The 24,178-nt window shown below is 64.6% G+C and carries 22 protein-coding genes; 12 read left to right on the top strand and 10 right to left on the bottom strand.

Annotation, left to right across the window (positions count from 1 at the left end):
* The first annotated feature begins 9 nt into the window (after window positions 1-9).
* The gene (locus JW897_RS11770; RefSeq protein ID WP_205466247.1) at window positions 10-402 is read left to right on the top strand and encodes a hypothetical protein; all 393 of its coding nucleotides are present in this window, start codon (window positions 10-12) and stop codon (window positions 400-402) included.
* A 24-nt stretch (window positions 403-426) separates the two neighbouring features.
* The gene (locus JW897_RS11775) at window positions 427-1,203 is read left to right on the top strand and encodes an MBL fold metallo-hydrolase (RefSeq protein WP_205466248.1); all 777 of its coding nucleotides are present in this window, start codon (window positions 427-429) and stop codon (window positions 1,201-1,203) included.
* A 44-nt stretch (window positions 1,204-1,247) separates the two neighbouring features.
* On the opposite strand, the gene JW897_RS11780 is transcribed toward JW897_RS11775, so the two are convergent.
* The gene (locus JW897_RS11780) at window positions 1,248-1,733 is read right to left on the bottom strand and encodes a CreA family protein (RefSeq protein ID WP_240352182.1); all 486 of its coding nucleotides are present in this window, start codon (window positions 1,731-1,733) and stop codon (window positions 1,248-1,250) included.
* Window positions 1,734-1,764: 31 nt separating this feature from the next.
* Here JW897_RS11780 and JW897_RS24610 point away from each other — a divergent pair, with 31 nt between their 5' ends.
* A complete protein-coding gene (locus tag JW897_RS24610; protein ID WP_338030569.1) occupies window positions 1,765-2,409 on the top strand; it encodes a GNAT family N-acetyltransferase in 645 nt (214 codons plus the stop codon).
* Here the strand turns inward: JW897_RS24610 and trpS are convergent.
* The 3 genes from trpS to ppsR form a co-directional block, all read right to left on the bottom strand.
* A complete protein-coding gene (gene trpS / locus JW897_RS11790; RefSeq protein WP_205466252.1) occupies window positions 2,403-3,425 on the bottom strand; it encodes a tryptophan--tRNA ligase in 1,023 nt (340 codons plus the stop codon). The genes JW897_RS24610 and trpS overlap by 7 nt on opposite strands.
* A gap of 224 nt (window positions 3,426-3,649) precedes the next feature.
* Window positions 3,650-3,949, bottom strand: coding sequence for a hypothetical protein (locus JW897_RS11795; RefSeq protein WP_205466254.1), 300 nt, complete (start codon window positions 3,947-3,949; stop codon window positions 3,650-3,652).
* A gap of 184 nt (window positions 3,950-4,133) precedes the next feature.
* Window positions 4,134-4,958 carry a posphoenolpyruvate synthetase regulatory kinase/phosphorylase PpsR gene (gene ppsR, locus JW897_RS11800; RefSeq protein WP_048415701.1) on the bottom strand — a complete coding sequence of 275 codons (825 nt, stop codon included), beginning with the start codon at window positions 4,956-4,958 and terminating at the stop codon, window positions 4,134-4,136.
* Window positions 4,959-5,280: 322 nt separating this feature from the next.
* On the opposite strand from ppsR, the gene ppsA reads away from it, so the two are divergent.
* The 3 genes from ppsA (at window position 5,281) to JW897_RS11815 (ending at window position 8,573) form a co-directional block, all read left to right on the top strand.
* Window positions 5,281-7,668 (top strand): phosphoenolpyruvate synthase, encoded by a 2,388-nt coding sequence (gene ppsA / locus JW897_RS11805; protein WP_048415700.1) that lies wholly within the window; start codon window positions 5,281-5,283, stop codon window positions 7,666-7,668.
* A 131-nt stretch (window positions 7,669-7,799) separates the two neighbouring features.
* Window positions 7,800-8,168, top strand: a complete 369-nt coding sequence (locus JW897_RS11810) for a hypothetical protein (protein WP_205466256.1) — start codon at window positions 7,800-7,802, stop codon at window positions 8,166-8,168.
* A 60-nt stretch (window positions 8,169-8,228) separates the two neighbouring features.
* On the top strand, window positions 8,229-8,573 hold the full coding sequence (locus tag JW897_RS11815) for a NirD/YgiW/YdeI family stress tolerance protein (RefSeq protein WP_205466258.1): 345 nt from the start codon (window positions 8,229-8,231) through the stop codon (window positions 8,571-8,573).
* A 76-nt stretch (window positions 8,574-8,649) separates the two neighbouring features.
* Here the strand turns inward: JW897_RS11815 and JW897_RS11820 are convergent, their stop codons facing one another.
* The 3 genes from JW897_RS11820 to JW897_RS11830 all read right to left on the bottom strand — a co-directional run bounded on the left by JW897_RS11820 (window position 8,650) and on the right by JW897_RS11830 (window position 11,691).
* Window positions 8,650-9,240 carry a thiol peroxidase gene (locus JW897_RS11820; RefSeq protein ID WP_197083110.1) on the bottom strand — a complete coding sequence of 197 codons (591 nt, stop codon included), beginning with the start codon at window positions 9,238-9,240 and terminating at the stop codon, window positions 8,650-8,652.
* A 134-nt stretch (window positions 9,241-9,374) separates the two neighbouring features.
* Window positions 9,375-10,148 (bottom strand): GNAT family N-acetyltransferase, encoded by a 774-nt coding sequence (locus tag JW897_RS11825; protein WP_205466259.1) that lies wholly within the window; start codon window positions 10,146-10,148, stop codon window positions 9,375-9,377.
* A 214-nt stretch (window positions 10,149-10,362) separates the two neighbouring features.
* Entirely contained in the window at window positions 10,363-11,691 is a 1,329-nt protein-coding gene (locus JW897_RS11830; protein WP_205466260.1) for a dicarboxylate/amino acid:cation symporter, read from the bottom strand.
* A 295-nt stretch (window positions 11,692-11,986) separates the two neighbouring features.
* Between JW897_RS11830 and JW897_RS11835 the strand changes: the two genes are divergently transcribed.
* Window positions 11,987-12,712, top strand: coding sequence for a substrate-binding periplasmic protein (locus JW897_RS11835; protein ID WP_205466261.1), 726 nt, complete (start codon window positions 11,987-11,989; stop codon window positions 12,710-12,712).
* A 28-nt stretch (window positions 12,713-12,740) separates the two neighbouring features.
* On the opposite strand, the gene JW897_RS11840 is transcribed toward JW897_RS11835, so the two are convergent.
* From JW897_RS11840 to JW897_RS24615, 3 genes are all read right to left on the bottom strand, one after another.
* Entirely contained in the window at window positions 12,741-13,343 is a 603-nt protein-coding gene (locus JW897_RS11840) for a MarC family protein (RefSeq protein ID WP_019100349.1), read from the bottom strand.
* 194 nt (window positions 13,344-13,537) lie between these two features.
* The gene (locus tag JW897_RS11845) at window positions 13,538-13,852 is read right to left on the bottom strand and encodes a DUF1484 family protein (protein WP_048415694.1); all 315 of its coding nucleotides are present in this window, start codon (window positions 13,850-13,852) and stop codon (window positions 13,538-13,540) included.
* A gap of 410 nt (window positions 13,853-14,262) precedes the next feature.
* Window positions 14,263-17,001 carry a THUMP domain-containing protein gene (locus JW897_RS24615; protein WP_205466262.1) on the bottom strand — a complete coding sequence of 913 codons (2,739 nt, stop codon included), beginning with the start codon at window positions 16,999-17,001 and terminating at the stop codon, window positions 14,263-14,265.
* 126 nt (window positions 17,002-17,127) lie between these two features.
* On the opposite strand from JW897_RS24615, the gene mutY reads away from it, so the two are divergent.
* The 5 genes from mutY (at window position 17,128) to JW897_RS11875 (ending at window position 24,119) form a co-directional block, all read left to right on the top strand.
* Complete coding sequence (gene mutY, locus JW897_RS11855; RefSeq protein ID WP_048415718.1) at window positions 17,128-18,168, top strand: A/G-specific adenine glycosylase; 1,041 nt, start codon at window positions 17,128-17,130, stop codon at window positions 18,166-18,168.
* A gap of 40 nt (window positions 18,169-18,208) precedes the next feature.
* On the top strand, window positions 18,209-20,413 hold the full coding sequence (locus tag JW897_RS11860) for a RelA/SpoT family protein (protein ID WP_048415692.1): 2,205 nt from the start codon (window positions 18,209-18,211) through the stop codon (window positions 20,411-20,413).
* A 168-nt stretch (window positions 20,414-20,581) separates the two neighbouring features.
* Complete coding sequence (gene deoC / locus JW897_RS11865; RefSeq protein WP_205466263.1) at window positions 20,582-21,349, top strand: deoxyribose-phosphate aldolase; 768 nt, start codon at window positions 20,582-20,584, stop codon at window positions 21,347-21,349.
* A 214-nt stretch (window positions 21,350-21,563) separates the two neighbouring features.
* On the top strand, window positions 21,564-22,889 hold the full coding sequence (gene deoA, locus JW897_RS11870; RefSeq protein WP_048415690.1) for a thymidine phosphorylase: 1,326 nt from the start codon (window positions 21,564-21,566) through the stop codon (window positions 22,887-22,889).
* Window positions 22,890-22,904: 15 nt separating this feature from the next.
* Window positions 22,905-24,119 carry a phosphopentomutase gene (locus JW897_RS11875; protein ID WP_048415689.1) on the top strand — a complete coding sequence of 405 codons (1,215 nt, stop codon included), beginning with the start codon at window positions 22,905-22,907 and terminating at the stop codon, window positions 24,117-24,119.
* Window positions 24,120-24,178: the final 59 nt, after the last annotated feature.

Genomic DNA, 24,178 nt, shown 5'->3' on the forward strand with positions numbered 1-24,178 from the left:
GGAATGGGCATGAAGCGAATCTTGCTGTCCGGACTGGCCTTGCTGGCCATATTGTTCTCGGCCCAGGCCTGGGCCAATTGCGTCAATCTGAACGGCCGCAGCTATTGCTCCGAAGACGGCGGCATCGCCCTGGTGCAGCGCGGCCAGGCGATGTGCGGCAAGGGGGAATGCGCGATCGACGAATTCGGCAACGTGCTGTGCTCGCCGTATGCCGGCGGCGGCGTGGTGCGCGCCAACGGCGTCACTTACGCCGGCCCCGGCGCCTGCCTGCTGTCGCGCGACGGCAATCCGTATTGCGCCAAGCAGCCGCGCGGCAGCTGCCAGCAGGACGCCGACGGCAACGTTCGTTGCGACGGCGGCTGGGTGCGCGAGAAGGCCGAGCGCCCGCAGCGCTGCCGCTGATGCCTTGTCACTTGGGAAACGCCATTGGGTTCGCTTGAAGTCACCATCCTGGGCTGCGGCTCCAGTTCCGGCACGCCGGCCATAGGCTGCGATTGCGCCACCTGCCGCTCGGCGGACCCGCGCAACCGCCGCACCCGCGCCAGCGCCTATATCAAGGCGGGCGGCCAGGGTTTGTTGATCGACACCGGGCCGGACCTGCGCCAACAGGCGCTGCGCGAAGGGCTGAGCCAGGTGGACGCGGTGCTGTACACCCACCCGCACGCCGACCACCTGAACGGCATCGACGATCTGCGCGCCTTCTGCTACGTGAAGAAGGGGCCGATCACGCTCTACGGCAACGCCTTCACCCTGGACAATATCAAGAGCCGCTTCGGCTATGCCTTGCAGCCGCCCTCCAAGATGTGGGACAAGCCGGTGCTGCTGCCGCGGCAGGTGGACGGGCCGGTGGAGTGCGGCGGCGTCACGCTGACGCCGGTGCCGCTGCAGCACGGCTCCTGGCCCTGTCTGGGCTGGCGCGTCGGCGACATGGCCTGGCTGACCGATGTGTCGGACATCCCGGACAGCAGCCTGCCCTTGCTGCAAGGGCTGAAGCTGCTGTTCCTGGACTGCCTGAACCACGACCCTTATCCGTCCCATCTGGGCGTGAGCCAGTCCTTCGACTGGGCCAAGCGCATCGGCGCCGAGCGCACGGTGCTGATCCACATGACCCATCGCTTGGAGTTCGGCGCGCTCAGCGCCGAGTGTCCGCCCGGCGTCGAGGTCGGCTACGACGGTCTGCGCGTCGAGCTGCCGTTTAGCTGATGCCCGTCATGCCAAGAAATCGTTAATAATCAATCGCTTTTATTTCAGGGCCGTAACGGGATTTTCTGATCCAGCACCGCCACCGCGGTCAGCGCATTGTCCGGGCTGCCGTCCAGCAGCTTGTCGGAATAACTGAGATAGGTCAGCGTATTGCGTTTGGCGTCGACGATGCGTACCACCCGCACATGCTTGAAGATGAAGGACGCGCCCTCCTTGAACACCTGTTCCTGCTTGGGCAGCGGCCGCGCGAACTTGATCGCGCCCACCTGGCGGCAGGCCACCGAGAAGCGGGACGGGTCCTTGGCCAGTCCCAGCGCGCCCTTGTAGCCGCCGGTCTTGGCGCGCGAGATATAGCAGGCCACGCCTTGCACCGCCGGGTCGTCAAACGCCTCCACCACCACCTTGTCGTTGGGGCTGAGCAGCTTGAAGGTGGTGGACACCTCGCCCACTTCTTCCGCTTGAGCCGCGCTGGATATATAACCAAGTAGCAAGCAGATCATCAGGCTTAACGGATTGGTGGTCTTCATCATAGCGATACCCCTGTTTTTTAAGTCAATTGGCATGTGCAGGCATCGGTGCCTGGGGCGCCGGCTTGCCTCGATTACAGCACAACCGGGACCGGAATGGAGCGGTGAGACAAGAATACAGTGTCGGCATCGAAGGCTGTGCGAGCTCGCTGGAGAGGGCTGGCTGGATATCCCCTTCATATACGAGTTGGTGCAAGAGGGGGGCTTCCATGGTTCCTACTCGGACCATTATCTGAGTGCGGCAGGCCATGTTGCCTTGCTGCGGCATTTGTTCTCCGGCTGTATTGGAGCGAGGCGATCTCGCATTGTGCTGGGCACGCTGCCGGCTTGGGGAGCGGGGCTATGGTTGTTGCGGGATGGTGGCCAACCTGTTGGTTTTTCCTGGTTGTCCAGAGCCGGCATGAATGTCAATCTCGACATGTTTTCCATAGCGCCGGCGTGGCGGGGCAAAGGGAAAGGCCGCGCCATGCTGGGCGCAGTCATTGCTGAACTCCCCGCCAATATTTCCTTGCGGGCATTGTGTTCGCCTTACGCCAAGCCGATGAAGCATCTGCTGCGTTCTTCAGGCTTTCTGCGTCAGCGGCAGAGCATCGTGCTGGTGGGGGGGATGGGCTTGGATCTGTATGTGCGCGAGAAGGGCGGGCTCTGCGATGTAGCCCGCCTCAATAACGATCAATAGTAGTTCAAGCCCATCGCCGCCTTAACCTCGGCCAGCGTGGCGGCCGCCACTTCGCGCGCGCGCTGGGTGCCGGTCTTCAGCATCGCCATCACCGCCGCCGGATCGCGCGCGTACTGCTCGCGGCGGGCGCGGATCGGCTCCAGCAGGGTCTGCAGGCATTCTTCCAACTGCTTCTTGATCACGGTGTCGCCCAGGCCGCCGCGGCGATAATGTTCCTTCCATTCCGCCACCTGCTCAGGGTCGGAATGGAACACGTCCAGATAGGTGAACACCACATTGCCTTCCACCTGGCCCGGATCGGCCACGCGCAGGTGATTGGGGTCGGTGTACATCATCTTCACCGCCTGGCGGATCTCGTCCGGCGTGGCCGACAGAGTGATGGTGTTGCCCAGCGATTTGGACATCTTGGCCTTGCCGTCGATGCCGGGCAGGCGGGAGCCGTGCTCCGGCACCACCGCGCGCGTTTCCACCAGCACCGGCTGATCCACGCTGGCGTTGAAGCGGCGCACGATCTCATTGGTCTGCTCGATCATCGGGATCTGGTCTTCGCCCACCGGCACGATGCTGGCCTTGAAGGCGGTGATGTCGGCGGCCTGGGCGGCGGGATAAGTGAGGAAGCCGGCGGGGATGTCGCGCTCATAGCCGCGCTGCTTGATTTCATCCTTGATGGTGGGGTTGCGCTCCAGGCGCGCCACGGTGACCAGATTGAGGTAGTAGGACGACAGCTCGGTCAGTTCCGGCACCAGGCTTTGGATGAAGATGGTGCTTTTTTCCGGGTCTATGCCCACCGCCAGGTAGTCCAGCGCCACCTGCAGCACATTGTCGCGAACCTTCAGATAGTTGCCCATATTGTCGGTCAGCGCCTGGGCGTCGGCCAGCAGCAGAAACTGGCGGCAGCGATCCTGCAGGATCACGCGGTTGCGCAGCGAACCGACATAGTGGCCCAGATGCAATTGCCCGGTGGTGCGGTCGCCGGTCAGGATGATGTCTTTGGCTGTGATGCTGTCCAGATTCATAACAGTGGTCTCCAGTAAGCTTGAGCTTGTTGGAAACTGCCGATCTGGGGAGGGGGACTGCTGGAAACCCTATGCCGCCGTATCGGCAGCTTCCGGGTTTTGGGTATGCAAACGCCGGCGCCGCCTTAGTTCAGGCGCCACCACCAAGAAAAGGATGCGAATGCGGTTGCGTAGTTCATGGGCTTTATCAGAGCACGGCGGGCAAAGCAGCGTCAAGCGTCTTTTCAGGCCAGGACGTGCAGCAGGCTGCCGGCCGGCGGCATCAGGTCTTCGGCGTAAGGCGAGGCGTTCTTGCTCGCGGCCGCGTTCCGGGCTTGGCGCAACAGCCGTTCGAAAGACTCGCCCTTGGGCGCGGAATCCCCGCTGGGCGCGCTGGACGGCGGATGGGGGGCGGCGAATTCCGCCATTTCCTTGCGCGGGTCGCTGGCGGCGGCGCGGCTGTCGGTCTTGGCGGCGACCGCGCCCACTTCCTTCAGCGGCGAGGCGGCGGAGCGGGTCAGGGCGGCGATGGAGACGATGTGCATCGATGGATCCGGGCATGGGAATCAAGATGCCTATTTGAGAGCGCGCGCTTGCTATATGTTCCAATCTTAATTGTAAAAAAGTGATAAGAAACAAAGTGCTATCTGGATATTGGCAGGCGACTGCCCAGCGCAAGGGCATGAAAAAAGCCGGGCGGGCCCGGCTGGCTTCATTGCGACAGCGCGTTCAGAAGCGCCGACCCAGCGCCGCCTTGTGCATGATGGTGGAGGCGATTTCCTCGATGGACTTGTGGGTGGTGCTGATGAAGGGCACGCCGTGGTGGCGGAACATGGACTCGGCCTCGTTCACCTCGCGGCGGCAGTTGTCCATGCTGGCGTATTTGGAGTCCGGCCGGCGTTCGGAGCGGATGTGGTGCAAGCGCGCCGGATCGATGGTCAGGCCGAAGATCTTGTCCTTGAACGGCAGCAGCAGCTTGGGCAGCGTCGGGCTGCCCAGGTCTTCCGGCGTCAGCGGGTAGTTGGCGGCGCGGATGCCGTATTGCAGCGCCAGATACAGGCAGGTCGGCGTCTTGCCGGAGCGGGACACGCCCACCAGGATCACGTCCGCCTCGTGCAGGTCCTTCAATTTGACGCCGTCGTCGTGGTTCAGCGAGAAGTTGACCGCCTCGATGCGGTGATCGTACTTCTCCTCGTTGACCATGCCGTGGGCCTTGCCCACGCTCAGCGAGGCGCGCTGGCCGATTTCCTGCTCCAGCTGGCCGATGAAGGTGTCGAAGAAATCTATCATTACCGCGTTCTCAACCTGCAGCGCGCTGCGCACGTCCGGGTTGATGATGCTGGTGAACACCAGCGGCTTCAGGTGATCGGTTTCCGACACCTGGCGGATGACCTCGGCCAGGGCCTGAGCTTTTTCCACGGTATCGACGAAGGGAATGGTCTCGCGCTTGAATTCCACGGTGTCGAACTGGGTCAGCAGCGTGTGGCCCAGCGATTCGGCGGTGATGCCGGTGCGGTCGGAAACGAAGAAGGCGGAGCGGAGATGGTGGGGCATGCAAACACCTGTATTGCGAGTGAACGAGGCCGGAACCGCGCCTGCCGCGCTGTTGCGGCGCGCCCGGGGTTCAAGGGATTCTATACTCTGAAAGGCCGCGACGAAACCCGCCGCGGGCGCCGGCCAAGCATGTAGTGCGTAAATTACACGGTTTTGACAATCATTTTCATCAGGAATGTCTGTCAACTTATTGATTCTGTTGCAATGCTTGTCCTTGTCGAGCCGAAAACCCGTGTTGCGGTGCAAAAGACGCTACGCATCTGGCACGTAATTCGGCTAGAATGCGGCCCTATCGTCCCAATCCAACACAGGAAGTGAAGTGATGGCTGAGAACTACGTCATCTGGTTCGAGAAACTGCGCATGACCGATGTGGAGCAGGTAGGCGGCAAGAACGCCTCCCTTGGTGAAATGATCAGCCAGCTGGCCGGCTCCGGGGTTCGCGTCCCGGGCGGCTTCGCCACCACAGCGCAGGCTTACCGGGATTTTCTGCAGCACAACGGCCTGGCCGACAAGATCAGCGCCGCGCTGGCCAAGCTGGACATCGACGATGTCAGCGAACTGGCCCGGATCGGCAAGGAAATCCGGCAATGGATCATCGATACCCCGTTCCCCGCCAAGCTTGACGCCGATATCAAAGAGGCCTGGGATCAGATGGTGGCCGATGCCGGCGGCGCCGACATCTCCGTTGCAGTCCGTTCCTCCGCCACCGCCGAAGACCTCCCCGACGCCTCGTTCGCAGGCCAGCAAGAAACCTTCCTGAATATCCGCGGCCTTGACAACGTCAAGGATGCGATGAAACACGTTTTCGCCTCCCTCTACAACGACCGCGCCATTTCCTACCGCGTGCACAAAGGCTTTGAGCACGACGTGGTGGCTCTGTCCGCCGGCGTGCAGCGCATGGTGCGCTCCGATTGCGGCGCGGCCGGCGTGATGTTCACCATCGACACCGAATCCGGCTTTGACGACGTGGTGTTCATCACCGCGTCCTACGGCCTGGGCGAAACCGTGGTGCAGGGCGCGGTAAACCCCGACGAATTCTACGTGCACAAGCCGACGCTGAAAGCCGGCCGTCCGGCGGTGCTGCGCAAGACCATGGGCTCCAAGCTGATCAAGATGGAGTTCACCGACGCTTCGCAAGCCGGCCGCTCGGTCAAGACCGTGGACGTGTCCCCGGCGGAGCGCCAGCAATTCTCCATCAGCGACGCCGAAGTGGCCGAACTGGCCGAATACGCGCTAATCATCGAGAAGCACTACGGTCGTCCGATGGACATCGAATGGGGCCGCGACGGCCACGACGGCAAGCTCTACATCCTGCAGGCCCGTCCGGAAACGGTGAAGTCGCAGGAAGACCGCAAGGACACGCTGCGCCGCTACCGTCTGAACAGCAAATCGCAAGTGCTGTGCGAAGGCCGCGCCATCGGTCAGAAGATCGGCCAGGGCGTGGTGCGCACCATCAAGGACGCGTCCGAGATGGACCGCGTCAAGCCGGGCGACGTGCTGGTGACCGACATGACCGACCCGGATTGGGAACCGGTGATGAAACGCGCCGCCGCCATCGTCACCAACCGCGGCGGCCGCACCTGCCACGCGGCCATCATCGCGCGCGAGCTGGGCATTCCGGCCGTGGTGGGTTGCGGCGACGCCACCCAGGTGCTGTCCGAAGGCATGCAGGTGACCGTGTCCTGCGCCGAAGGCGACACCGGCAACATCTACGACGGCCTGCTGGACGTGGAAGTGATCGACCTGGAACTGGACAAGATGCCCAAGGCCCCGGTCAAGATCATGATGAACGTCGGCAACCCGGAACTGGCTTTCGACTTCGCGCAGCTGCCTAACGAGGGCGTGGGCCTGGCGCGGATGGAGTTCGTGATCAACCGTCAGATCGGCATCCACCCGAAAGCGCTGCTGGAATTCGACAAGCTGCCGGCGGATCTGAAAGCCACCATCAGCGACCGCATCGCCGGCTACGCCAGCCCGGTGGACTTCTACGTCGACAAGATCGCCGAAGGCGTGTCCACTCTGGCCGCCGCCTTCTATCCGAAAAAGGTCATCGTGCGCATGTCCGACTTCAAGTCGAACGAGTACGCCAACCTGATCGGCGGTCAGCTGTACGAGCCGCACGAAGAAAACCCGATGATCGGCTTCCGCGGCGCCGCCCGCTACGTGGCCGAATCCTTCCGCGATTGCTTTGAACTGGAATGCCGCGCCATCAAGAAAGTGCGCGACGTGATGGGTCTGACCAATGTGGAAGTGATGATTCCCTTTGTGCGCACCCTGTCCGAAGCCGAGCAAGTGGTGGAGATCCTGGCCGCCAACGGCCTCAAGCGCGGCGAAAACGGCCTGCGCCTGATCATGATGTGCGAACTGCCGACCAACGCCGTGCTGGCCGACAAGTTCCTGCAGCATTTCGACGGCTTCTCCATCGGCTCCAACGACATGACCCAGCTGACGCTGGGCGTGGACCGCGACTCCGGCGGCCCGATCGCCTCCACCTTCGACGAGCGCAACGAGGCGGTCAAGGTCATGCTGCACATGGCGATCCAGGCTTGCCGCAAGCAAGGCAAATACATCGGCATTTGCGGCCAGGGCCCGTCCGACCATCCGGACTTCGCCAAGTGGCTGGTGGAAGAGGGCATCGAAACCGTGTCCCTGAACCCGGACACCGTGGTGGAAACCTGGCTCTACCTGGCGCGCGAACTGAACAGCTGAGTTCGCTGTCTCGCCGCTTCCCGAACCGCCCGCTTGCCGGGCGGTTTTGTTTTGTCCGGCGCTTCTTGCAAGCGGGGCCGGGGATGGGGACCTATGCTGGGCAGTGTTATCACTTTTACTAGGAAACACTTATGCGACTTCCTTTTCTCCCGGTTTCCCATCAAACACTGGATGTCTTGATCCCGCGCTATTTGAACGCGCCGCAAGCCAAGGAAGCCAGTGCGCTGGCCAAGGTATTGACAGCCTGCTCCAACCAGGCCTTGGAACGCGGTTGTTACGCCAATCTTAGCGCCTTGCGCGATGCCATCGCCGCCGAGATCAAGCCGCTGTCGACGAGTTTTAGCCATAGAAACCTGAGATTGAATACCGAGCTGCAAGTGGCGCTCAAGGGCGTAAAGCAGCGCATCGCCGGCGAGCAAGCCCACCTCCGTCAGCAGCCCAGTTATACGGCCTATTCGGACTCTGTGCGCCGTTTGCTGGGGGAGAAGGCGAGCGCTTAAGTTTGGGTTAAGCCGGCGCTGTTCTAATGGCGCTGTAAACCAACACCTAGGAGCCACCTCATGAAAGCCATCACCGTTCTGCTCGCCGCCGCGCTGTCCCTGCCCTTCGCCGCCCAGGCTGAGTTCGCCGGCCCCGGCGTGCCGGCCGCCGTCACCACCGTTGCCGCCGCGCAGAAAGCCGCCGACGACACCCCTGTAACCCTGGAAGGCAAGATCGTCCGTCAGATCGACCACAAGCGCTACGAATTCCGCGACGCCACCGGCACCATGACGGTGAAGATCAGCCAGAAACGCCTGCCGGCGAAAAAGTTCGACCAGAACAGCAAGCTGCGCATCGTCGGCGAAGTGGACAAGGAACTGACCTCCACAAAGGTGGACGCCAAGCTGGTGGAAGTGCTGCCGTAAACCGCTTTCTCCTTGAAAGCAAACGGGCCCGGCGCTGCGCTAGCAGACCGGGCCCGTGTTGTATGCCTGGGCGAATTTATTGCGACGGCCCCTCGTCCTTCAATTGTTCCTCGTGCTCAAGCTCTTGCTGCGCCTCCAGCGCCTGCTCCTCGGCCTCGCGCAGCAAATGGTTGATCTTGTCGAAGTCGAACAGATCCTGGGTGTTGCGCAGCCGCTCGGCGTAATGAATGATGTTGGCGCCGTCGGCCAGCAGCAGGGCCGGCGCGGTATAGCCGCTGAGCGGATATTCGCGGATCAATACCCCGTAATGCTTGTGGAAATCCCGGCCGCGCAGCGTGGACAGCAGGGTGACGTGGGGCAGGCCGTGCTCGCGCCGGGCGCGCGCCAGCGAAGACGGCGAGTCCACGGTGATCACCACCAGGCTGATTTGCGGCCAGCGCTCCAGAAAGCGCCGCGTTTCCTGCAGCAGGTATTGGCCGCCATGCTCGTACTCGTCCAGCGACAGCAGGGTCAGAATCAGTTTGGGCACGCCGCCCAGACCCTCCAGCGCCACGTCCTGCTTGCCGTCGCCCACCAGCATGAAGCTGGGCAGGTAAGCGCCCACCTCCGGGAAGTCCCCCTCCACCGGCAACAGTTCATCGCCGTATTGCAACATGAAGTCGCTCATTCTCGTCTCCCTATGCCCATTCTTCTATCGTGGACCACGCGGCGGCAAAAGCAAGCCGCCGCTGTGCCGTGAGCATAAAAAAAGCCTGCGTTGACGCAGGCTCTAAGGGCTGTGAAAACAAAAGCTTAGGCGTATTACAGATCCTTGCGCATGATCACCAGGTCTTGCCACACGCGGTTGCCGTCGTCGCCGGTCCGGTGCCGCAACAGGGGCACGATGGTGTGGATGACGCGAAAACCCTGGCGCTCGTAGAAACGGCCGGCGGTCTGGGTGCCGAGGTTGACGCGGGCGACGCCCTGTTCGCTCAGGTAGCGCCAGACGGCGGCGGCCACCTGGCTGCCGGTGCCCGCGGGTGCGTCGTCGCGAGCGACCACGGTGGCGATATAGGCGCAACGCTCGCCGTTTTGCTCCGATACCGATCCGGACATGCCGGCCAGCAGTTCGCCTGCCTCGTCTTCCAGCTTGAACACGAAGCTGGGCTGGATTTTCTCGTCCATCTCGTTGACCGCTTCCAGGTAGAAGACGCCGACGCCGTCGTCACGCCATTCGCGCGCGTAGCCGCGCGTGTTGTCTGGGCCTGCCGGCATGTCGATGATTTCTTCCCGATAGCCGGCCGCCGTCAGCGGGCCGCCCAGCGCATCGCCATAGGTGGTGAGGATGGCGACGCGCGCGAACGGACGCCCGCGGGAGGCTTCGGCCGCGCGGATGCGCGCGTCCAGATAGGCCGCGGGGCTGTCCAGAAGCTCGCTCAGCGCTTCCGGATATTCGACGGTGATGTCGGGATTGAAGCCGAACTCGCGTTCCCGTTCGATCAGAATGGCGAACAGCGCCTGTTGCTCGTCGCGCAAGCGCTGTTGCGAGGCGGAACTGCGGTCGAGAAGAGTCGAGGTGAAAGAGGTGTTGGGCATGGGGACGCAATCCTGCGAGAGAGTAAAGAACAATACGCCCTTCCTCTACGATTCCGGGCGCGGGAGCGGGAATTCTAGCACGGGGGCGGCGGCGGAGGAGAGGCAGGGGGCCGTCTTCCCGTCATGCAATGAAAAATACCCCTCGAAAGGGGTATTCGTGTAGGCCTTGCAAGCCCCGGGAAGCGGAATGCGCGTCGGCATCCCGGGGGCGGGATCAGCGCGCCTGCATCGCCGGTTCCGGCGCGATGTCCGGCTGGGCGCCGGTTTCGGCCGGCAGCACCGGTTCGCCCGCCAGCACGCGGCGCATGCGCTCTTCGTCCAGCGCCTTCTCCCAGCGCGCCACCACGATGGTGGCCACGCCGTTGCCGATCAGATTGGTGATGGCGCGGGCTTCGGACATGAAGCGGTCGATGCCGATCAGCAGCGCCAGGCCGGACACCGGCAGCTTGCCGCCCAGCGTCGCCAGCGTGGCGGCCAGAGTGATGAAGCCGCCGCCGGTCACCGCCGCCGCGCCCTTGGACGTCAGCAGCAGCACGCCCAGCAGGCCCAGCTCCTCCGCCAGCGTCAGGTCCACATTGGTGGCCTGGGCGATGAAGATGGCGGCCATGGTCAGATAGATGGAGGTGCCGTCCAGGTTGAAGGAGTAGCCGGTGGGAATCACCATGCCCACCACCGGTTTGGAGCAGCCCAGGTTTTCCAGCTTCTTCATGATGCCCGGCAGCGCGGATTCGGACGAGGACGTGCCCAGCACCAGCAGCAGCTCTTCCTTGATGTAGACCAGGAAGCGCCACAGGCTGAAGCCGTTGAGCTTGGCGATGGTGCCCAGCACTACGAAGACGAAGGCGAAACAGGTCAGGTAGACGCAGAGCATCAGGAAGCCCAACTGCTTGAGCGAGCCGACGCCGTATTTGCCTATGGTGAAGGCCATCGCGCCGAAGGCGCCGATGGGAGCCAGCTTCATCAGCATATTGATCACGCCGAACAAAGCATGGGAGAACTCGTCCAGGATGTGGACGATGGTCTTGCCGTTGTCGCCCATCTTGGTCAAGGCCAGGCCCAGCAGCACCGAGAAGGTCAGCACCTGCAGGATTTCACCGTTGGCGAAAGCGCCCACCACCGTGTCCGGGATGATGTGCATCAGGAAATCGATGCTGCTCATCTCCTTGGCGTTGGCCGCGTACTTGGCCACCGAATGCGCGTCCAGCGTGCTGGGGTCCACATTGAGGCCGGCGCCCGGCTTGAGCACGTTCACCACCACCAGACCGATCACCAGCGCCAGCGTGGTGACGGCTTCGAAGTAGAACAGCGCCTTGACGCCCACGCGGCCCACTTCCTTCATATCGCCCATCTTGGCGATGCCCACCACCACGGTGGCGAAGATGATGGGAGCGATCATCATCTTGATCAGTTTGATGAAGGCGTCGCCCAGCGGCTTCATCTTCGCGCCCAGGTCGGGAACGAAGGCTCCGAGCATCACGCCGAGGAAAATGGCCAGCAGCACCTGGAAATACAGGCGCTGGTAAAGAGGGGTTTTGGTTTGCATCGTGATCCCTGTGGCGTTGTCCGCTCCAGCCGCGCCTCCCGGAAAGCCGGGCGGGCCGAAGTCGTTTATGCGATCGAAAGGCAGGCTCTTATTGGCCCATGAGGCGGGATGCTAACAAGAGGAGGCGCGGCGACGAATTGCCGATATCCCTATGCGGGATAACCCCAACACGAACCAAATCGCCTCTGTCGCCGTTGCGGCGCGGCGGTTTGGGCGGATGTCCGCGCCGCATCCGGGCCGCCAGCTTCTATGCTTGGAAGACGCATCGTCGGAATCGCGCGGGAGGCTTGCCGCCATGAAGTCAGCATTTGTTCACGTCGCCCTGCTGTTGGGCGCGCTCTCCGTCGGTGTCCGGGCGGAGTCGACATCGCCCCGCCTCCGTTTGCTGACCGAGGATTATCCGCCGTTCAACATCGCGCTGGAGGAGGGCAAGATCGGCGGCCTGTCCACCGACATCCTGCGCGAACTGTTCCAGCGCGCCGGCATTCCGTACAGCATGGAACTGCTGCCCTGGCTGCGCGCCTACGCCATCGCGCAGCAGGAGAGCAATAGCTGCGTTTACTCGACCTCGCGCACGCAGAGCCGGGAAAGTCAGTTCAAATGGGTGGGGCCCCTGGTCAGCAATTCCTGGAGCCTGTTCGCCGGCCCCCACAGCCCGGCCGGCGTGGCCACGCTGGAGGGCGCGCGCGGCTACACCATAGGCAGCTACAAAGGCTCGGGCATGTCGCAGTATCTGGCCGATCTGGGCTTCAAACTGGACCTGGCGAGAGCGGACGATTTGAACGCCAAGAAGCTGGTGGCCGGCCATATCGATTTCTGGGCCAGCGGCGAGTTCAGCGGCGCTTATATCGCCGCCGCCAACCGTCTGCCCGTCCGCCTGCTGTTCAGCTTCAACACGGTGCAGATGTATCTGGCCTGCAATCCGGGGCTGGATGAGCGCATCGTGCAGAAACTCAACAAGACGCTAAGCAATATGCAGCGCGACGGCGTGGTGGACGCGCTGCGCAAGCATTACCGCTAGCCCGGGGCCATGCGGACGAGCGCGCCGCTCAATGGAATTGCTTGATGTAGGACGCCACGCCGCCCAACAGCATCTCGATCGAGATCGCCGTCAGCACCAGGCCCATCAGCCGCTCCAGCGCGGTGATCGCCTGCTCGCCCAGCAGTTTCTGCAGCTTGCCGGAAAACAGGAACACCAGCAGCGTCACCAGCATGCAGATGGTCAAGGCGCCCAGCCATTCCAGCATCCGCTCCGGTTCGCGGGTGGACATCAGCAGCACGGTGGCCATCGCCGACGGGCCGGCGATCAAGGGCACGGCAATCGGCACGATGAAGGGCTCGCCGTGCATCTTGTCGCCGCCGAACACGCTGCCCTCGCCGGGGAAGATCATCTTGATGGCGATCAGGAACAGGATCACGCCGCCGGCCACCCGCATCGAATCATCGGTCAGATGCATCAGGTCCAGGAAGTTGCGGCCAAAGAACATGAAGGCGGACAGCACCAGGAAGGCGATCAGGCATTCGCGGTAGACCACGCGGCGGCGGCGTTCCGGCTTGACCTGCTTGAGCGCGGCGATGAATAGCGGAATATTGCCCAGCGGATCGGTGATCAGGATCAGCAGGACGGTGGCGGACAGGAAAGAGGTTTGCATGGTGTGTGCTTGCAGCGTTGTAGGGTAACGATGGCGCGCAGGCCTTGTGGGTAGGCTCTGGTTTTTAAGCGCGCGTCCGGGCGGGATTATCTCATGGAGATGCCGAATGGGTTAGTCCGGATTGCGACGGTTTTATTCGTTTGGCCTGCTTCTCAGTCCTGCCCGCCAGACCGGGCCGGCGGGCGTGGACGAGCTCAGCTCAGTTCCTGCAACTGCCGATAGCTTTGCTGCAAGCGGCGGGTGAAGGGTTCGAGCAGGCAATACGCCTGCTCTCGGTCCAGATGCTCGATCTCGGACTGATCCAGCAGCGTCAGCAGCCCGGCCAGCGCGCTGCTGATCTGGCCCAGTTCCAGCGAGGCGGCGTGACAGCTGTCGTGGAGGTATTGGCTGCAATGCGTCAGCCGTTTCCATTCGGATTCGAGAATGGGCGGCGCGTCTTGGCGCAGGCACTGCGCGCGCAGTTGCTGGATCAGGCGGTCTAGTTCAATGAAGCTGGGGATGGGATTCATGGCTGCGCCTCCTGAACCGGGGCGCGGGCTGGCGTGTCGCAGGGCGGGGGATAGCTGAACAAGGGTAGAACCAACATGGGGAACGCTCCTTTTTCGTGGTTCGCCTGCGGGCTCGCTGCTAAACGGGCTGGCAGGCGCGTGACGAGGTTAGCAGACCGGGAAAAAGGGAACCGGCAGGCACTAGGCCTCCCCGCCACGGCCCGCCGGATGGCAAGACAATGGCTTTCCGGGCGCGGCTGCATCTGCAGCGGCACCCGCCCTAATTCCAAATTGGCTGCTAAGCCCAAGCGCCGCTAAGTGAAGCGGCACGCGGCGATTGTTGCCGAAGGGGATGGCGGGGTCAAGCGGGGAGGGGTGTACCATAAAAAACGGCGAGCCATGGCTCGCCGTTTTGCTGTCCGCGCGATTGCTTACTCCGCGGCGTGATCGTCCTGCTCTATGGTCTCGGCCTGCTCGCCCGGTTTTTCCTTGCGGGCGCTGCCTTCCACCATATTGATGACGAACAGCCGGCATTGCAGCGAGCCGTTGTACAGCGGGGTGCGGCGCTTGGGCGACAGGTGGATCAGCTTGGCCAGGCGCAGGTCGCCGCTGAACAGATTGGCGTGCCAGCCGGCGAAGTGGGCTTTCAGCCAGTCGCCCAGCAGCGGATACCATTCGGCCAGCTGGTCCAGTTCGTCCATGCGCACGCCGTAAGGCGGGTTGGCTACCAGGATGCCGTTTTCGCCGTTGGGGCGGGCGTCCAGCACGTCCATCGCCTTCAGTTCCACCAGGCCGGCAAGACCGGCGCGTTCCAGATTGTCCTTGGCGACGTTGATGATGGCCTGGTCGCGGTCGGAGCCGTTGATCGTCAGCTTGGTCAGCGGCTTCTCGGCGTGTTGAGCGTCCAGCAGCAGTTTTTCCCAGCTGGCGGAATCGAAGCCGCGCAGTTTCTGGAAGGCGAATTTGCGTTGGCGACCCGGCGCGCGGTTGAGCGCGATGTCGGCGGCTTCCACCAGGAAGGTGCCGCTGCCGCACATCGGGTCCAGCAGCGGCTGGCTGCCGTTGTAGCCGGTCAGCATCAGGATGCCGGCGGCCAGGTTTTCACGCAGCGGCGCGTCGCCGGTTTCCTGGCGCCAGCCGCGCTTGAACAGCGGTTCTCCGCTGGTGTCCAGGTAGATGGTGGCGCTGTCTTCGGTCAGGAACACGTGGACGCGCACGTCCGGGTGGCGGGTGTCGACATTGGGACGGCCCAGCTGCGCCTGGCGGAAGCGGTCGCAGATCGCGTCCTTCACTTTCAGCGAGATGAAGTCCAGGCTCTTGAAGTGGCAGCGGATGGCGTCGGTCTTCAGCTTGATGCTGTTGGACACGTCGAACCAGCGCGGCCAGTCCACGTTCATCGCCAGGCGGTAGATGTCCTGTTCGTTGCGGTAGCCGCCCTGGGCTAGTTGCAGCAGCACGCGGCTGGCGGTTCGGCTGTGCAGGTTGGCCGCCATCAGCAGGTCGCGGTCGCCGGCGAAGGCCACGCCGCCGTCGGCGGTGGCGATGTCGCGCGCGCCCAGGCCGCGTAATTCGTCGGCCAGGATGGCTTCCAGGCCGCGTGGGCAGGGGGCGAACAGAGACAGTACGCTGTCGCGCACCTGGGTCAGGCTGGGGGCCTGACGTTCGGACGGCGCGTGGCGCGGCGCTTCGGCGTGGCGGTGTTCGCCGCGGGTTTCCACGCGGTGCTGGTCGCCCAGCGGCTTCAGGCCGCCGGCGTTCGGCTTGCCGAACAGCTGGCGGGCGTCGCCTTCACGGCGCTCGTGGCGCGGGCGTTCTTCCTGTTGCCAGCTTTGGCGCGGCGCGCGTTCGGCGTCGTCGCGGCGCTGGTCGTTGTCGCGATAGGACGGCTTGCTGAACAGTTTGCGCGTGCCGCCTTCGTTGCGCGCGGCCGCTTCGCCTTGCGGGCGCTCCTGGCGCGGAGCGGGTTCGGCGTCGTCGCGGCGGCTACGGTTGTCGCGTTCGGCGGATTTGCCGAACAGTTTGCGCGGACCGCCCTCGTCGCGTTCAGCCGGCTCGTTTTGCTGCCACGGCTTGCGCGGCGCTTGCTCGGCGTCGTCGCGGCGGAAACGGTTGTCGCGGTCGCCGTGCTGGCGTTCCTGCCACGGCTTGCGCGGCGCTTGTTCGGCGTCGTCGCGGCGGAAGCGGTTGTCGCGGTCGCCGTGCTGGCGTTCTTGCCACGGCTTGCGCGGCGCTTGCTCGGCGTCGTCGCGACGGAAGCGGTTGTCGCGGTCGTCGTGCTGGCGCTCCTGCCACGGTTTGCGCGGCGCTTGCTCGGCGTCGTCGCGGCGGAAGTGGTTGTCGTGCTTGGCGGATTTGCCGAACAGTTTGCGCGGGCCGTCGTCGCGCGGCTCGCTGTGCTGGCGTTCCTGCCACGGCTTGCGCGGCGCCTGTTCGGCGTCGTCGCGGCGGAAGCGCTGTTCGCGGTCGGCGGACGGATTGAACGGTTTGCGCGGCTGGTCCACGTGGCGTTCGTCGTCGCGCTGCTGCCAGCGCGGCTTGCCCTGCGGCGCGCGGGTTTCGTCGCCGCGCTCCAGATGCAGCGGTTTGCGGCCGGACGGACCGCGATCGCGGCTATAGGGCTTGCGTTCCGTTTCCACGTCCGCGGCGGCGTTCAGCGGCTTGCGGCCGGACGGGCCGCGGTCGCGGCTGTAGTCGCGCGGCTCGCGGTCTTCGCGGTGATGGAAGGGCTTCTTGGGACCGCTGCCTTGCGGGCGCTCTTCGCCGTCGCGGGCGAAGCTGCGCGGCTGCCAGTTGTTGCCGCGCTCTTTATTGAAGCTGTCCTGGCCTTCGTTGCGCTCAAAGCGCTGCTGGCCTTGCGGCCGGCGGTCGTTGCCATAGGGCTTGTCGCGCCCGGCTTGTTGGTCGCGTCCTTGATAAGGGCCGCGCTTGCCGCCGTCGCGCGGGCCTTGTCCCTGTCCTGGGCCGCGGTCTTGCCAATTGGGCTTGGCGTTGCCTGGACGCGGGCCGGAATAGGGCGCGCGCGGCGCGGAGTCGGCCGAAGGCGCTTTCTTCTGGATCACGGGGCTTTTGCCGGCCGGGCTGTCTCCGCCTGCCGGCGAACTGGCCTCATTGTCGCGGCTATTGAATTCGCGGCGCATATTGGCACGCTGGCGGGAACGGAAACTGGACATGGAACTTCCTTGAGTAAGCAGACTTTTAAGCAATTCTTTGATTTTAACTTATTTGTCCGGAGGCTGCTTGGTGACAGCGAGGCTTTCCGCTACCATATCCGGTTCGATTCAAGATGATAGACGATGCTGCACAGCTCCTTCGCCGCGCGCCTGACCGCCTGGCAAAAAACGCATGGACGCCATGATCTGCCGTGGCAGGTCAGCGACCCGTACCGGATCTGGCTGTCCGAGATCATGCTGCAACAGACCCAGGTCAAAAGCGTGCTGGACTACTACCCGCGCTTTCTCGCCCGCTTTCCGGACGTGGCCGCCCTGGCCGCCGCGCCGCAGGAGGACGTGCTGGCCTTGTGGAGCGGCCTGGGCTACTACAGCCGGGCGCGCAATCTGCACAAGGCGGCGCAGATGGTGATGACCGAGTTTGGCGGCAGCTTCCCGGCCGAGCGCCAGCAGCTGGAGCGCCTGCCCGGCGTGGGGCGCTCCACCGCCGCGGCGATTGCTTCTTTTGCCTTCGGCCGGCGGGAAACCATTCTGGACGGCAACGTCAAGCGGGTGCTGACCCGCTGCTTCGGCGTCGCCGGTTTCCCCGGCGAGCGGGCGGTGGAGCAGAGTTTGTGGCGGCTGGCCGAAGACCTGCTGCCGCGGGATGCGGCGCTGATGAGCGCCTACACTCAAGGTTTGATGGACCTGGGCGCCACGGTGTGCAGTCGCGGCAAGCCGGCCTGTACCGTCTGTCCTATGGTGGACGGCTGCGTGGCGGCGCGCGAGGGGCGCACCGGCGAGCTGCCGACGCCGCGGCCGAAGAAGACGGTGCCCACCCGCCATACGGTGATGCTGCTGGCCACCCATGGCGACAAGGTGTGGCTGCTGCGGCGGCCGCCTACCGGCATCTGGGGCGGCTTGCTGTCTTTGCCGGAGTTCGAGACCTCGACGCAGGCCGAGGACTGGCTGCAACGGACGGGGCGGGGCGACGCGTTGCCGGCCTGGCCGGAACTGGAGCATGTGTTCACGCATTACCGTTTGATCATTACGCCGCTGCCGGCGCGCCTGGACGGCTTGAACGGCGGCGCGGCGATGGAGGACAACGGCCAGTGGCTGCCGTTGGCGGAGGCGCCGGACGCCGGCGTGCCCGCGCCGGTGCGCCGGCTGTTGTTGCGCTTGGCGGAATAGCCGGGCGCTGTCGAAACAAGATTTGAGTAACTGGGTTGATATGGTTTCCGTAGTTCGTTCGATGGCTGACACCCTGGCAGACGCGGCCAATCCGCAGCGCTGGCTGGAGGGCCTGTCTTCTTCGCTGAGCGGGGAAGAGCAGGCGATGATCACTCGCGCCTTTGACGAGGCGCGCGCCCTGTACTGCGGCAAGACCATGGCCCAGACCGGCGAGGACTTGTTCAACCACGCGGTGGCCGCGGCCGCCATCGTCGCGGATCTGAACCTGTTGCCGGACGCCATCGTCGCCACCTTGATGTTCGCCGCCTCGGATTACCGCGAGGACTGGCAGGCCTGGCTCTGCGAAACCTTCAACCCCACGGTGGCGGTGCTGGTGGAGGGGGTCAACGGCGTGCGCCGCATCACCGAGCTGGCGCGCATCGACAAGCTGTCCACGCCGGAAGAGCGCGCGCGCCAGGCGGAAACCATGCGCAAGATGCTGCTGGCCATGGTGGCCGACATCCGCGTGGTGCTGATCAAGCTGGCCTGGCGCACCCAGACCATGCATTACCTGGCCGAGGTGGAGGACGAGGCGGTGCGCCGCCGCATCGCCACCGAGACGCTGGACCTGTTCGCGCCCTTGGCCAACCGCCTGGGGGTGTGGCAGATCAAGTGGGAGCTGGAGGACCTGGGCTTCCGCCATACCGAGCCGGACAGCTACAAGCGCATCGCCAAGCTGCTGGACGAGCGCCGGCTGGAGCGCATCGACTATATCGACCGCTTGCTGGACACCCTGCGCGCGGAGCTGAAGAACGCCGGCGTCAAGGCGGAAGTGGCCGGCCGGCCCAAGCACATCTTCTCCATCTGGAAGAAGATGAAGAAGAAAAAACTGGATTTCTCCGAGCTTTACGACATCCGCGCGGTGCGCATCCTGGTGGAGCGGCTGCCGGACTGCTACACGGCGCTGGGCATCATCCATGGCACCTGGCAGCCGATTCCCGGCGAGTTCGACGACTACATCTCCCACCCCAAGGCCAATAATTACCGCAGCCTGCACACCGCGGTGATTGGGCCGGAGGACAAGGCGGTGGAGGTGCAGATCCGCACCTTCGAGATGCACGAGCACGCCGAGTTCGGCGTGGCCGCGCACTGGCGCTACAAGGAAGGCGGCAAGGGCGACGCCGCCTACGAGGAGAAAATCTCCTGGCTGCGCCAATTGCTGGACTGGCGCGAGGAGATGTCGGACCGTGAGGGCCTGGCCGAGGCGTTCAAGACCGAGCTGTTCGCCGACACCATCTATGTGCTGACGCCGCAGGGCCGGGTGATGGCCTTGCCCTTCGGCGCCACCCCCATCGATTTCGCCTACTCGGTGCACACCAACCTGGGCCACCGCTGCCGCGGCGCCAAGGTGGAGGGGCAGATCGTGCCGCTGTCCACGCCACTGCAAAACGGCCAGCGGGTGGAGATCATCACCGCCAAGGAGGGCGGGCCGTCGGTGAACTGGTTGCACGACGGCTGGGTGAAGAGCCATCGCGCCATTTCCAAGATCCGCCAGCACATCCGCCTGCTCAACGCCGACACCGTGCGCGAAACCGGCAAGATGCTGTTCGAGCGCGAGCTGGCGCGCCACAGCCATATGCAGCCCAATCTGGGCGCGCTGGCGGAGAAGCTGGGCTACGACAAGCTGGAAGAAGTCTACGGCGCGCTGGGCCACGGCGAGCTGACCACGCGCGTGGTGTCCAACGCCATCGTCAGCTTCGCGCCGCCGCCGCCGGCGGACGTGGCGCCGGAAAGCCTGGTCAAGGCCAGCAAGGGCGGCCACGACGCCGGCGGCGTGCTGATCGAGGGCGTGGACAATCTGATGACGGTGCTGGCCAAGTGCTGCAAGCCGGCGCCGCCGGACGGGGTGATGGGTTTCGTCACCAAGGGGCGCGGCATTTCCATCCACCGCACCAGTTGCCTGACGCTGAAAAAGCTGTCGGTGGAAGCGCCGGAGCGGCTGATCGCCGCGGAATGGGGCGACCAGCGCAGCAGCGTCTTCCCCATCGACATCGAAATCATCGCGATGGACCGCCCCGGCCTGCTGCGCGACCTGTCCGACGTGCTGTCGCGCGAGAAGCTGAACCTGATCGGCGTCAACACCCTGTCGCGCGACACCCGCGCCCGCATGCGCTTCACCGTGGAGGTGCGCCAGGTGCAGGACATCAGCCGGGTGCTGTCGCGGATGATGGAGTTGAGTGGGGTGCAGGAGGCGCGGCGTTTATAGCGTGCCGCGGCCGAGTTTGCGTTGGCACAAGTTCACCGTCGCTGTGCATTGCTTTGACTTAAAGAAATTTTCATAATGGTTTTTTTGCGTCGCCGCCGGCCGGCGACGCGGAGGCTTTGGAACGCTGGGCGAGGCCCGGCCGTTCAATTTTGAAAGGTTTGCTAGCTCATGTCCGAACTGATCGCCGCGGCGCGCCGCGCCCTGTCCCTGATGGATCTCACCACGCTGAACGACGACGACACTAACGACAAGGTCGCCGCGCTGTGCCGCAAGGCCAAGAGCGAAGCCGGCACAGTGGCCGCGGTCTGCGTGTATCCGCGCTTCGTGCCCATCGCCAAGAAAACCCTGCGCGAGGCCGGCTGCCCCGAGGTCAAAGTGGCCACCGTCACCAACTTCCCGGCCGGCGACGAGGACATCGCCATCGCGGTGGCGGAAACCCGCGCCGCGATCGCCTACGGCGCGGACGAGGTGGACGTGGTGTTCCCGTATCGCGCGCTGATGGCGGGCAACCGCGAGGTGGGCGCGCAACTGGTGGCGGCCTGCAAGGACGCCTGCGAGGGCAAGACGCTGAAAGTCATCATCGAAAGCGGCGAGCTGAAGGACGAGGCGCTGATCCGCGAGGCCAGCCTGATCTCCATCCAGGCCGGCGCCGACTTCATCAAGACTTCCACCGGCAAGGTGCCGGTGAACGCCACGCTGGAAGCGGCCGGCGTGATGCTGTCCGCCATCCGCGAAACCGGCGGCGCTTGCGGCTTCAAGGCCGCCGGCGGCGTGCGCACCGCGGCCGAGGCGGCGGAATACCTGGAGCTGGCCGAGCATCTGCTGGGCGCGGGCTGGGTGAGCGCCGAGCGCTTCCGTTTCGGCGCGTCCGGCCTGTTGGGCAATTTGCAGGCGGAAATCGAAGGGGGCGAGGTTAAGCCGATTAGCGGCTACTGATCGTTCGCTGTTTCATCGCCGCTGACAAAACCCCTGATGCCGCGTTGCACCGACTTGTCGTACTTTAGTACTGCCTGCGTCGGTGCGCCTTGCCTCAGGTGCGCTAAGCGGTTTTGTTAGCGGCTCTTAATTCTTGGCCGTGGCCCGGGTCCCGGCCATTATTTATTGCTCGCGGCGCGTTTCGCCGCGGCAGGCGCAAGGCAGGGAGAATGCCATGTTTTTGCCTCAGGAAATCATTCGCAAGAAACGCGACGGCCAGGCGCTGTCGCAACAGGACATCCAGCAGTTCGTCGCCGGCATCACCGACGGCAGCGTGGCGGACAGCCAAATCTCCGCGCTGACCATGGCGGTGTACTTCAACGGCATGGCTTTGGAAGAAAACGTGCACATGGCGCTGGCGATGCGCGACTCCGGCCGCCGCATGCAGTGGAGCGACCTCAACCTGCCCGGCCCGGTGGTGGACAAGCATTCCACCGGCGGCGTCGGCGACGTGGTGTCGCTGATGTTGGGGCCGATGGTGGCCGCCTGCGGCGGTTTCGTGCCGATGATTTCCGGCCGCGGCCTGGGCCATACCGGCGGCACGCTGGACAAGCTGTCGGCGATTCCCGGCTACAATCCCTTCCCCAGCCCGGACGAGTTCCGCCGCGTGGTCAAGGAAGTGGGCGTGGCCATCATCGGCCAGACCTCGGACCTGGCGCCGGCCGACCGCCGCGTCTACGCGGTGCGCGACGTGACCGCGACGGTGGAGTCGGTGGCGATGATCACCGCCTCGATTCTGTCCAAGAAACTGGCCGCCGGCCTGGATGCCTTGGTAATGGACGTGAAGGCCGGCACCGGCGCCTTCATGCCGACGATGGAGAAATCCGTGGAGCTGGCCGAGCGCATCGTCAAGGTGGGCAACGGCGCCGGCGTGGCCACCAGCGCGCTGATTACGGAGATGAGCCAGCCCTTGGCCTGGACCGCCGGCAACAGCATTGAAACCCGCGAAGCGGTTCGTTACCTGAAGGGCGACGAGCGCAATCCGCGGCTGCATGAAGTCACCATGGCGCTGTGCGCCGAGATGCTGGTGGTGGGCAAACTGGCCAAGGACGAGGCCGAGGCGCGCGACAAGCTGCAAACCGCGCTGGACTCCGGCCGCGCCGCCGAGATCTTCGGCCGCATGGTGGCCGCGCTGGGCGGCCCCGCCGACTTCATGGAGAACTATGATTCCCATATGGCGGCCGCGCCCATCGTGCGCCCGGTGCTGGCCGAGCGCGCCGGCTTCGTCGGCGGCATGGACACCCGCGGCATCGGCATGGCGGTGTGCGCGCTGGGCGGCGGACGCCGCCTGCCCAGCGACGAGCTGGACTTCCGCGTCGGCCTGTCCCGCTTCGTCGAGCTGGGCCAGCGCATCGACGCCGGCGCGCCGCTGGCTTACATTCACGCGGCGGACGAAAACAGCTTCGCCGACGCGGAGCGCCGCCTGAAGGCGGCGATCCAACTGGCAGACGCGGCACCTTCCGCGCTGCCGCTGGTCTATCAGAAGATTCGCCAGCAGTAATCCCGGAGCGGCAATATGAAACGAGCCATCATTCTGATTCTGGACTCGCTGGGCATCGGCGCCGCCGCCGACGCCCCGCAGTTCGGCGACGCCGGCAGCAACACGCTGGGCCACATCGCCATGGAGGCGGCCGCCGGCCGCGCCAACGTCGGCCGCAGCGGCGCGCTGACGCTGCCCAATCTGTCCCGCATGGGTCTGGGCCACGCCTGCCGGCTGTCTTCCGGCTATTTCCCGGAAGGCATGGACCCGGCCGAGCCGGCGGCGGCCTACGGCTACGCCCGCGAGCTGTCCAGCGGCAAGGACACGCCGTCCGGCCACTGGGAAATCGCCGGCGTGCCGGTCTTGTTCGACTGGGGCTATTTCAGCGACCACGACAACAGCTTCCCGCCAGAACTGCTGGACGCCATCGTGGCCAAGGCGGAGCTGCCCGGCTATCTGGGCAACTGCCACGCCTCCGGCACCGAGATCCTGGACCGGCTGGGCGAGGAGCACATGAAGAGCGGCAAGCCCATCTTCTACACCTCGGCGGACTCGGTGTTCCAGATCGCCTGTCATGAAGAGACGTTCGGGCTGGAACGGCTGTACCAATTGTGCAAGATCACCCGCGAGCTGCTGGAGCCGTACAATATCGGCCGCGTGATCGCGCGGCCCTTTGTCGGCGAAGGCAAGGGCCAGTTCGTGCGCACCGGCAACCGCAAGGACCTGGCGGTGGAGCCGCCGGCGACGACGGTGCTGGAAAAGCTGGCCAAGGCCGGCGGCGACGTGGTGTCCATCGGCAAGATCGCCGACATCTACGCCCATGTCGGCATCACCCACAAGCACAAGGCCACCGGCTTCGACCAGCTGTGGGACGCCACCCTGGGCGCGATGCGCGACCATGAGGAGCGGCCGGCCATCATCATGGCCAACTTCGTCGACTTCGACTCCAGCTACGGTCACCGCCGCGACACCGCCGGCTACGCCCGAGCGCTGGAGGAGTTCGACGCGAGGCTGCCGGAGGTGATGGCGGCGCTGGGCGACGACGATATCCTGATCCTGTCCGCCGATCACGGCTGCGATCCCACCTGGGAAGGCACGGACCATACCCGCGAACACATCCCGGTGCTGTGCTACGGCAAGAAGGTGCCGGCCGGTTCGCTGGGCGAGCGCGCCACTTTCGCCGACATCGGCCAGACCGTGGCGGCGCATCTGGGCCTGAGCCCTATGGATTACGGTCAGTCCTTCCTGTGAGGCGGGATTGAACGACGTTTACGCCCCGGCGCCTGCGCGCCGGGGCTCTTTTGAATCTG

Source organism: Chromobacterium alkanivorans (genome assembly GCF_016937655.1).
Lineage (GTDB): Bacteria > Pseudomonadota > Gammaproteobacteria > Burkholderiales > Chromobacteriaceae > Chromobacterium > Chromobacterium alkanivorans.

Bases quoted from the DNA above. Each gene is read 5' to 3' on its own strand.
- JW897_RS11820 (WP_197083110.1), bottom strand. From the start codon at position 9,240: ATGAGCGACTTCATGTTGCAATACGGCGATGAACTGTTGCCGGTGGAG.
- JW897_RS11840 (WP_019100349.1), bottom strand. From the start codon at position 13,343: ATGCAAACCTCTTTCCTGTCCGCCACCGTCCTGCTGATCCTGATCACC.
- JW897_RS24615 (WP_205466262.1), bottom strand. From the start codon at position 17,001: ATGTCCAGTTTCCGTTCCCGCCAGCGTGCCAATATGCGCCGCGAATTC.
- JW897_RS11860 (WP_048415692.1), top strand. From the start codon at position 18,209: ATGGTTTCCGTAGTTCGTTCGATGGCTGACACCCTGGCAGACGCGGCC.
- JW897_RS11825 (WP_205466259.1), bottom strand. From the start codon at position 10,148: ATGCCCAACACCTCTTTCACCTCGACTCTTCTCGACCGCAGTTCCGCC.
- trpS (WP_205466252.1), bottom strand. From the start codon at position 3,425: ATGAATCTGGACAGCATCACAGCCAAAGACATCATCCTGACCGGCGAC.
- ppsR (WP_048415701.1), bottom strand. From the start codon at position 4,958: ATGCCCCACCATCTCCGCTCCGCCTTCTTCGTTTCCGACCGCACCGGC.
- JW897_RS11875 (WP_048415689.1), top strand. From the start codon at position 22,905: ATGAAACGAGCCATCATTCTGATTCTGGACTCGCTGGGCATCGGCGCC.
- JW897_RS11835 (WP_205466261.1), top strand. From the start codon at position 11,987: ATGAAGTCAGCATTTGTTCACGTCGCCCTGCTGTTGGGCGCGCTCTCC.
- JW897_RS11810 (WP_205466256.1), top strand. From the start codon at position 7,800: ATGCGACTTCCTTTTCTCCCGGTTTCCCATCAAACACTGGATGTCTTG.
- deoC (WP_205466263.1), top strand. From the start codon at position 20,582: ATGTCCGAACTGATCGCCGCGGCGCGCCGCGCCCTGTCCCTGATGGAT.
- deoA (WP_048415690.1), top strand. From the start codon at position 21,564: ATGTTTTTGCCTCAGGAAATCATTCGCAAGAAACGCGACGGCCAGGCG.
- JW897_RS11845 (WP_048415694.1), bottom strand. From the start codon at position 13,852: ATGAATCCCATCCCCAGCTTCATTGAACTAGACCGCCTGATCCAGCAA.
- JW897_RS11795 (WP_205466254.1), bottom strand. From the start codon at position 3,949: ATGCACATCGTCTCCATCGCCGCCCTGACCCGCTCCGCCGCCTCGCCG.
- JW897_RS24610 (WP_338030569.1), top strand. From the start codon at position 1,765: ATGTGCAGGCATCGGTGCCTGGGGCGCCGGCTTGCCTCGATTACAGCA.
- JW897_RS11830 (WP_205466260.1), bottom strand. From the start codon at position 11,691: ATGCAAACCAAAACCCCTCTTTACCAGCGCCTGTATTTCCAGGTGCTG.
- JW897_RS11815 (WP_205466258.1), top strand. From the start codon at position 8,229: ATGAAAGCCATCACCGTTCTGCTCGCCGCCGCGCTGTCCCTGCCCTTC.
- JW897_RS11770 (WP_205466247.1), top strand. From the start codon at position 10: ATGAAGCGAATCTTGCTGTCCGGACTGGCCTTGCTGGCCATATTGTTC.
- JW897_RS11780 (WP_240352182.1), bottom strand. From the start codon at position 1,733: ATGATGAAGACCACCAATCCGTTAAGCCTGATGATCTGCTTGCTACTT.
- ppsA (WP_048415700.1), top strand. From the start codon at position 5,281: ATGGCTGAGAACTACGTCATCTGGTTCGAGAAACTGCGCATGACCGAT.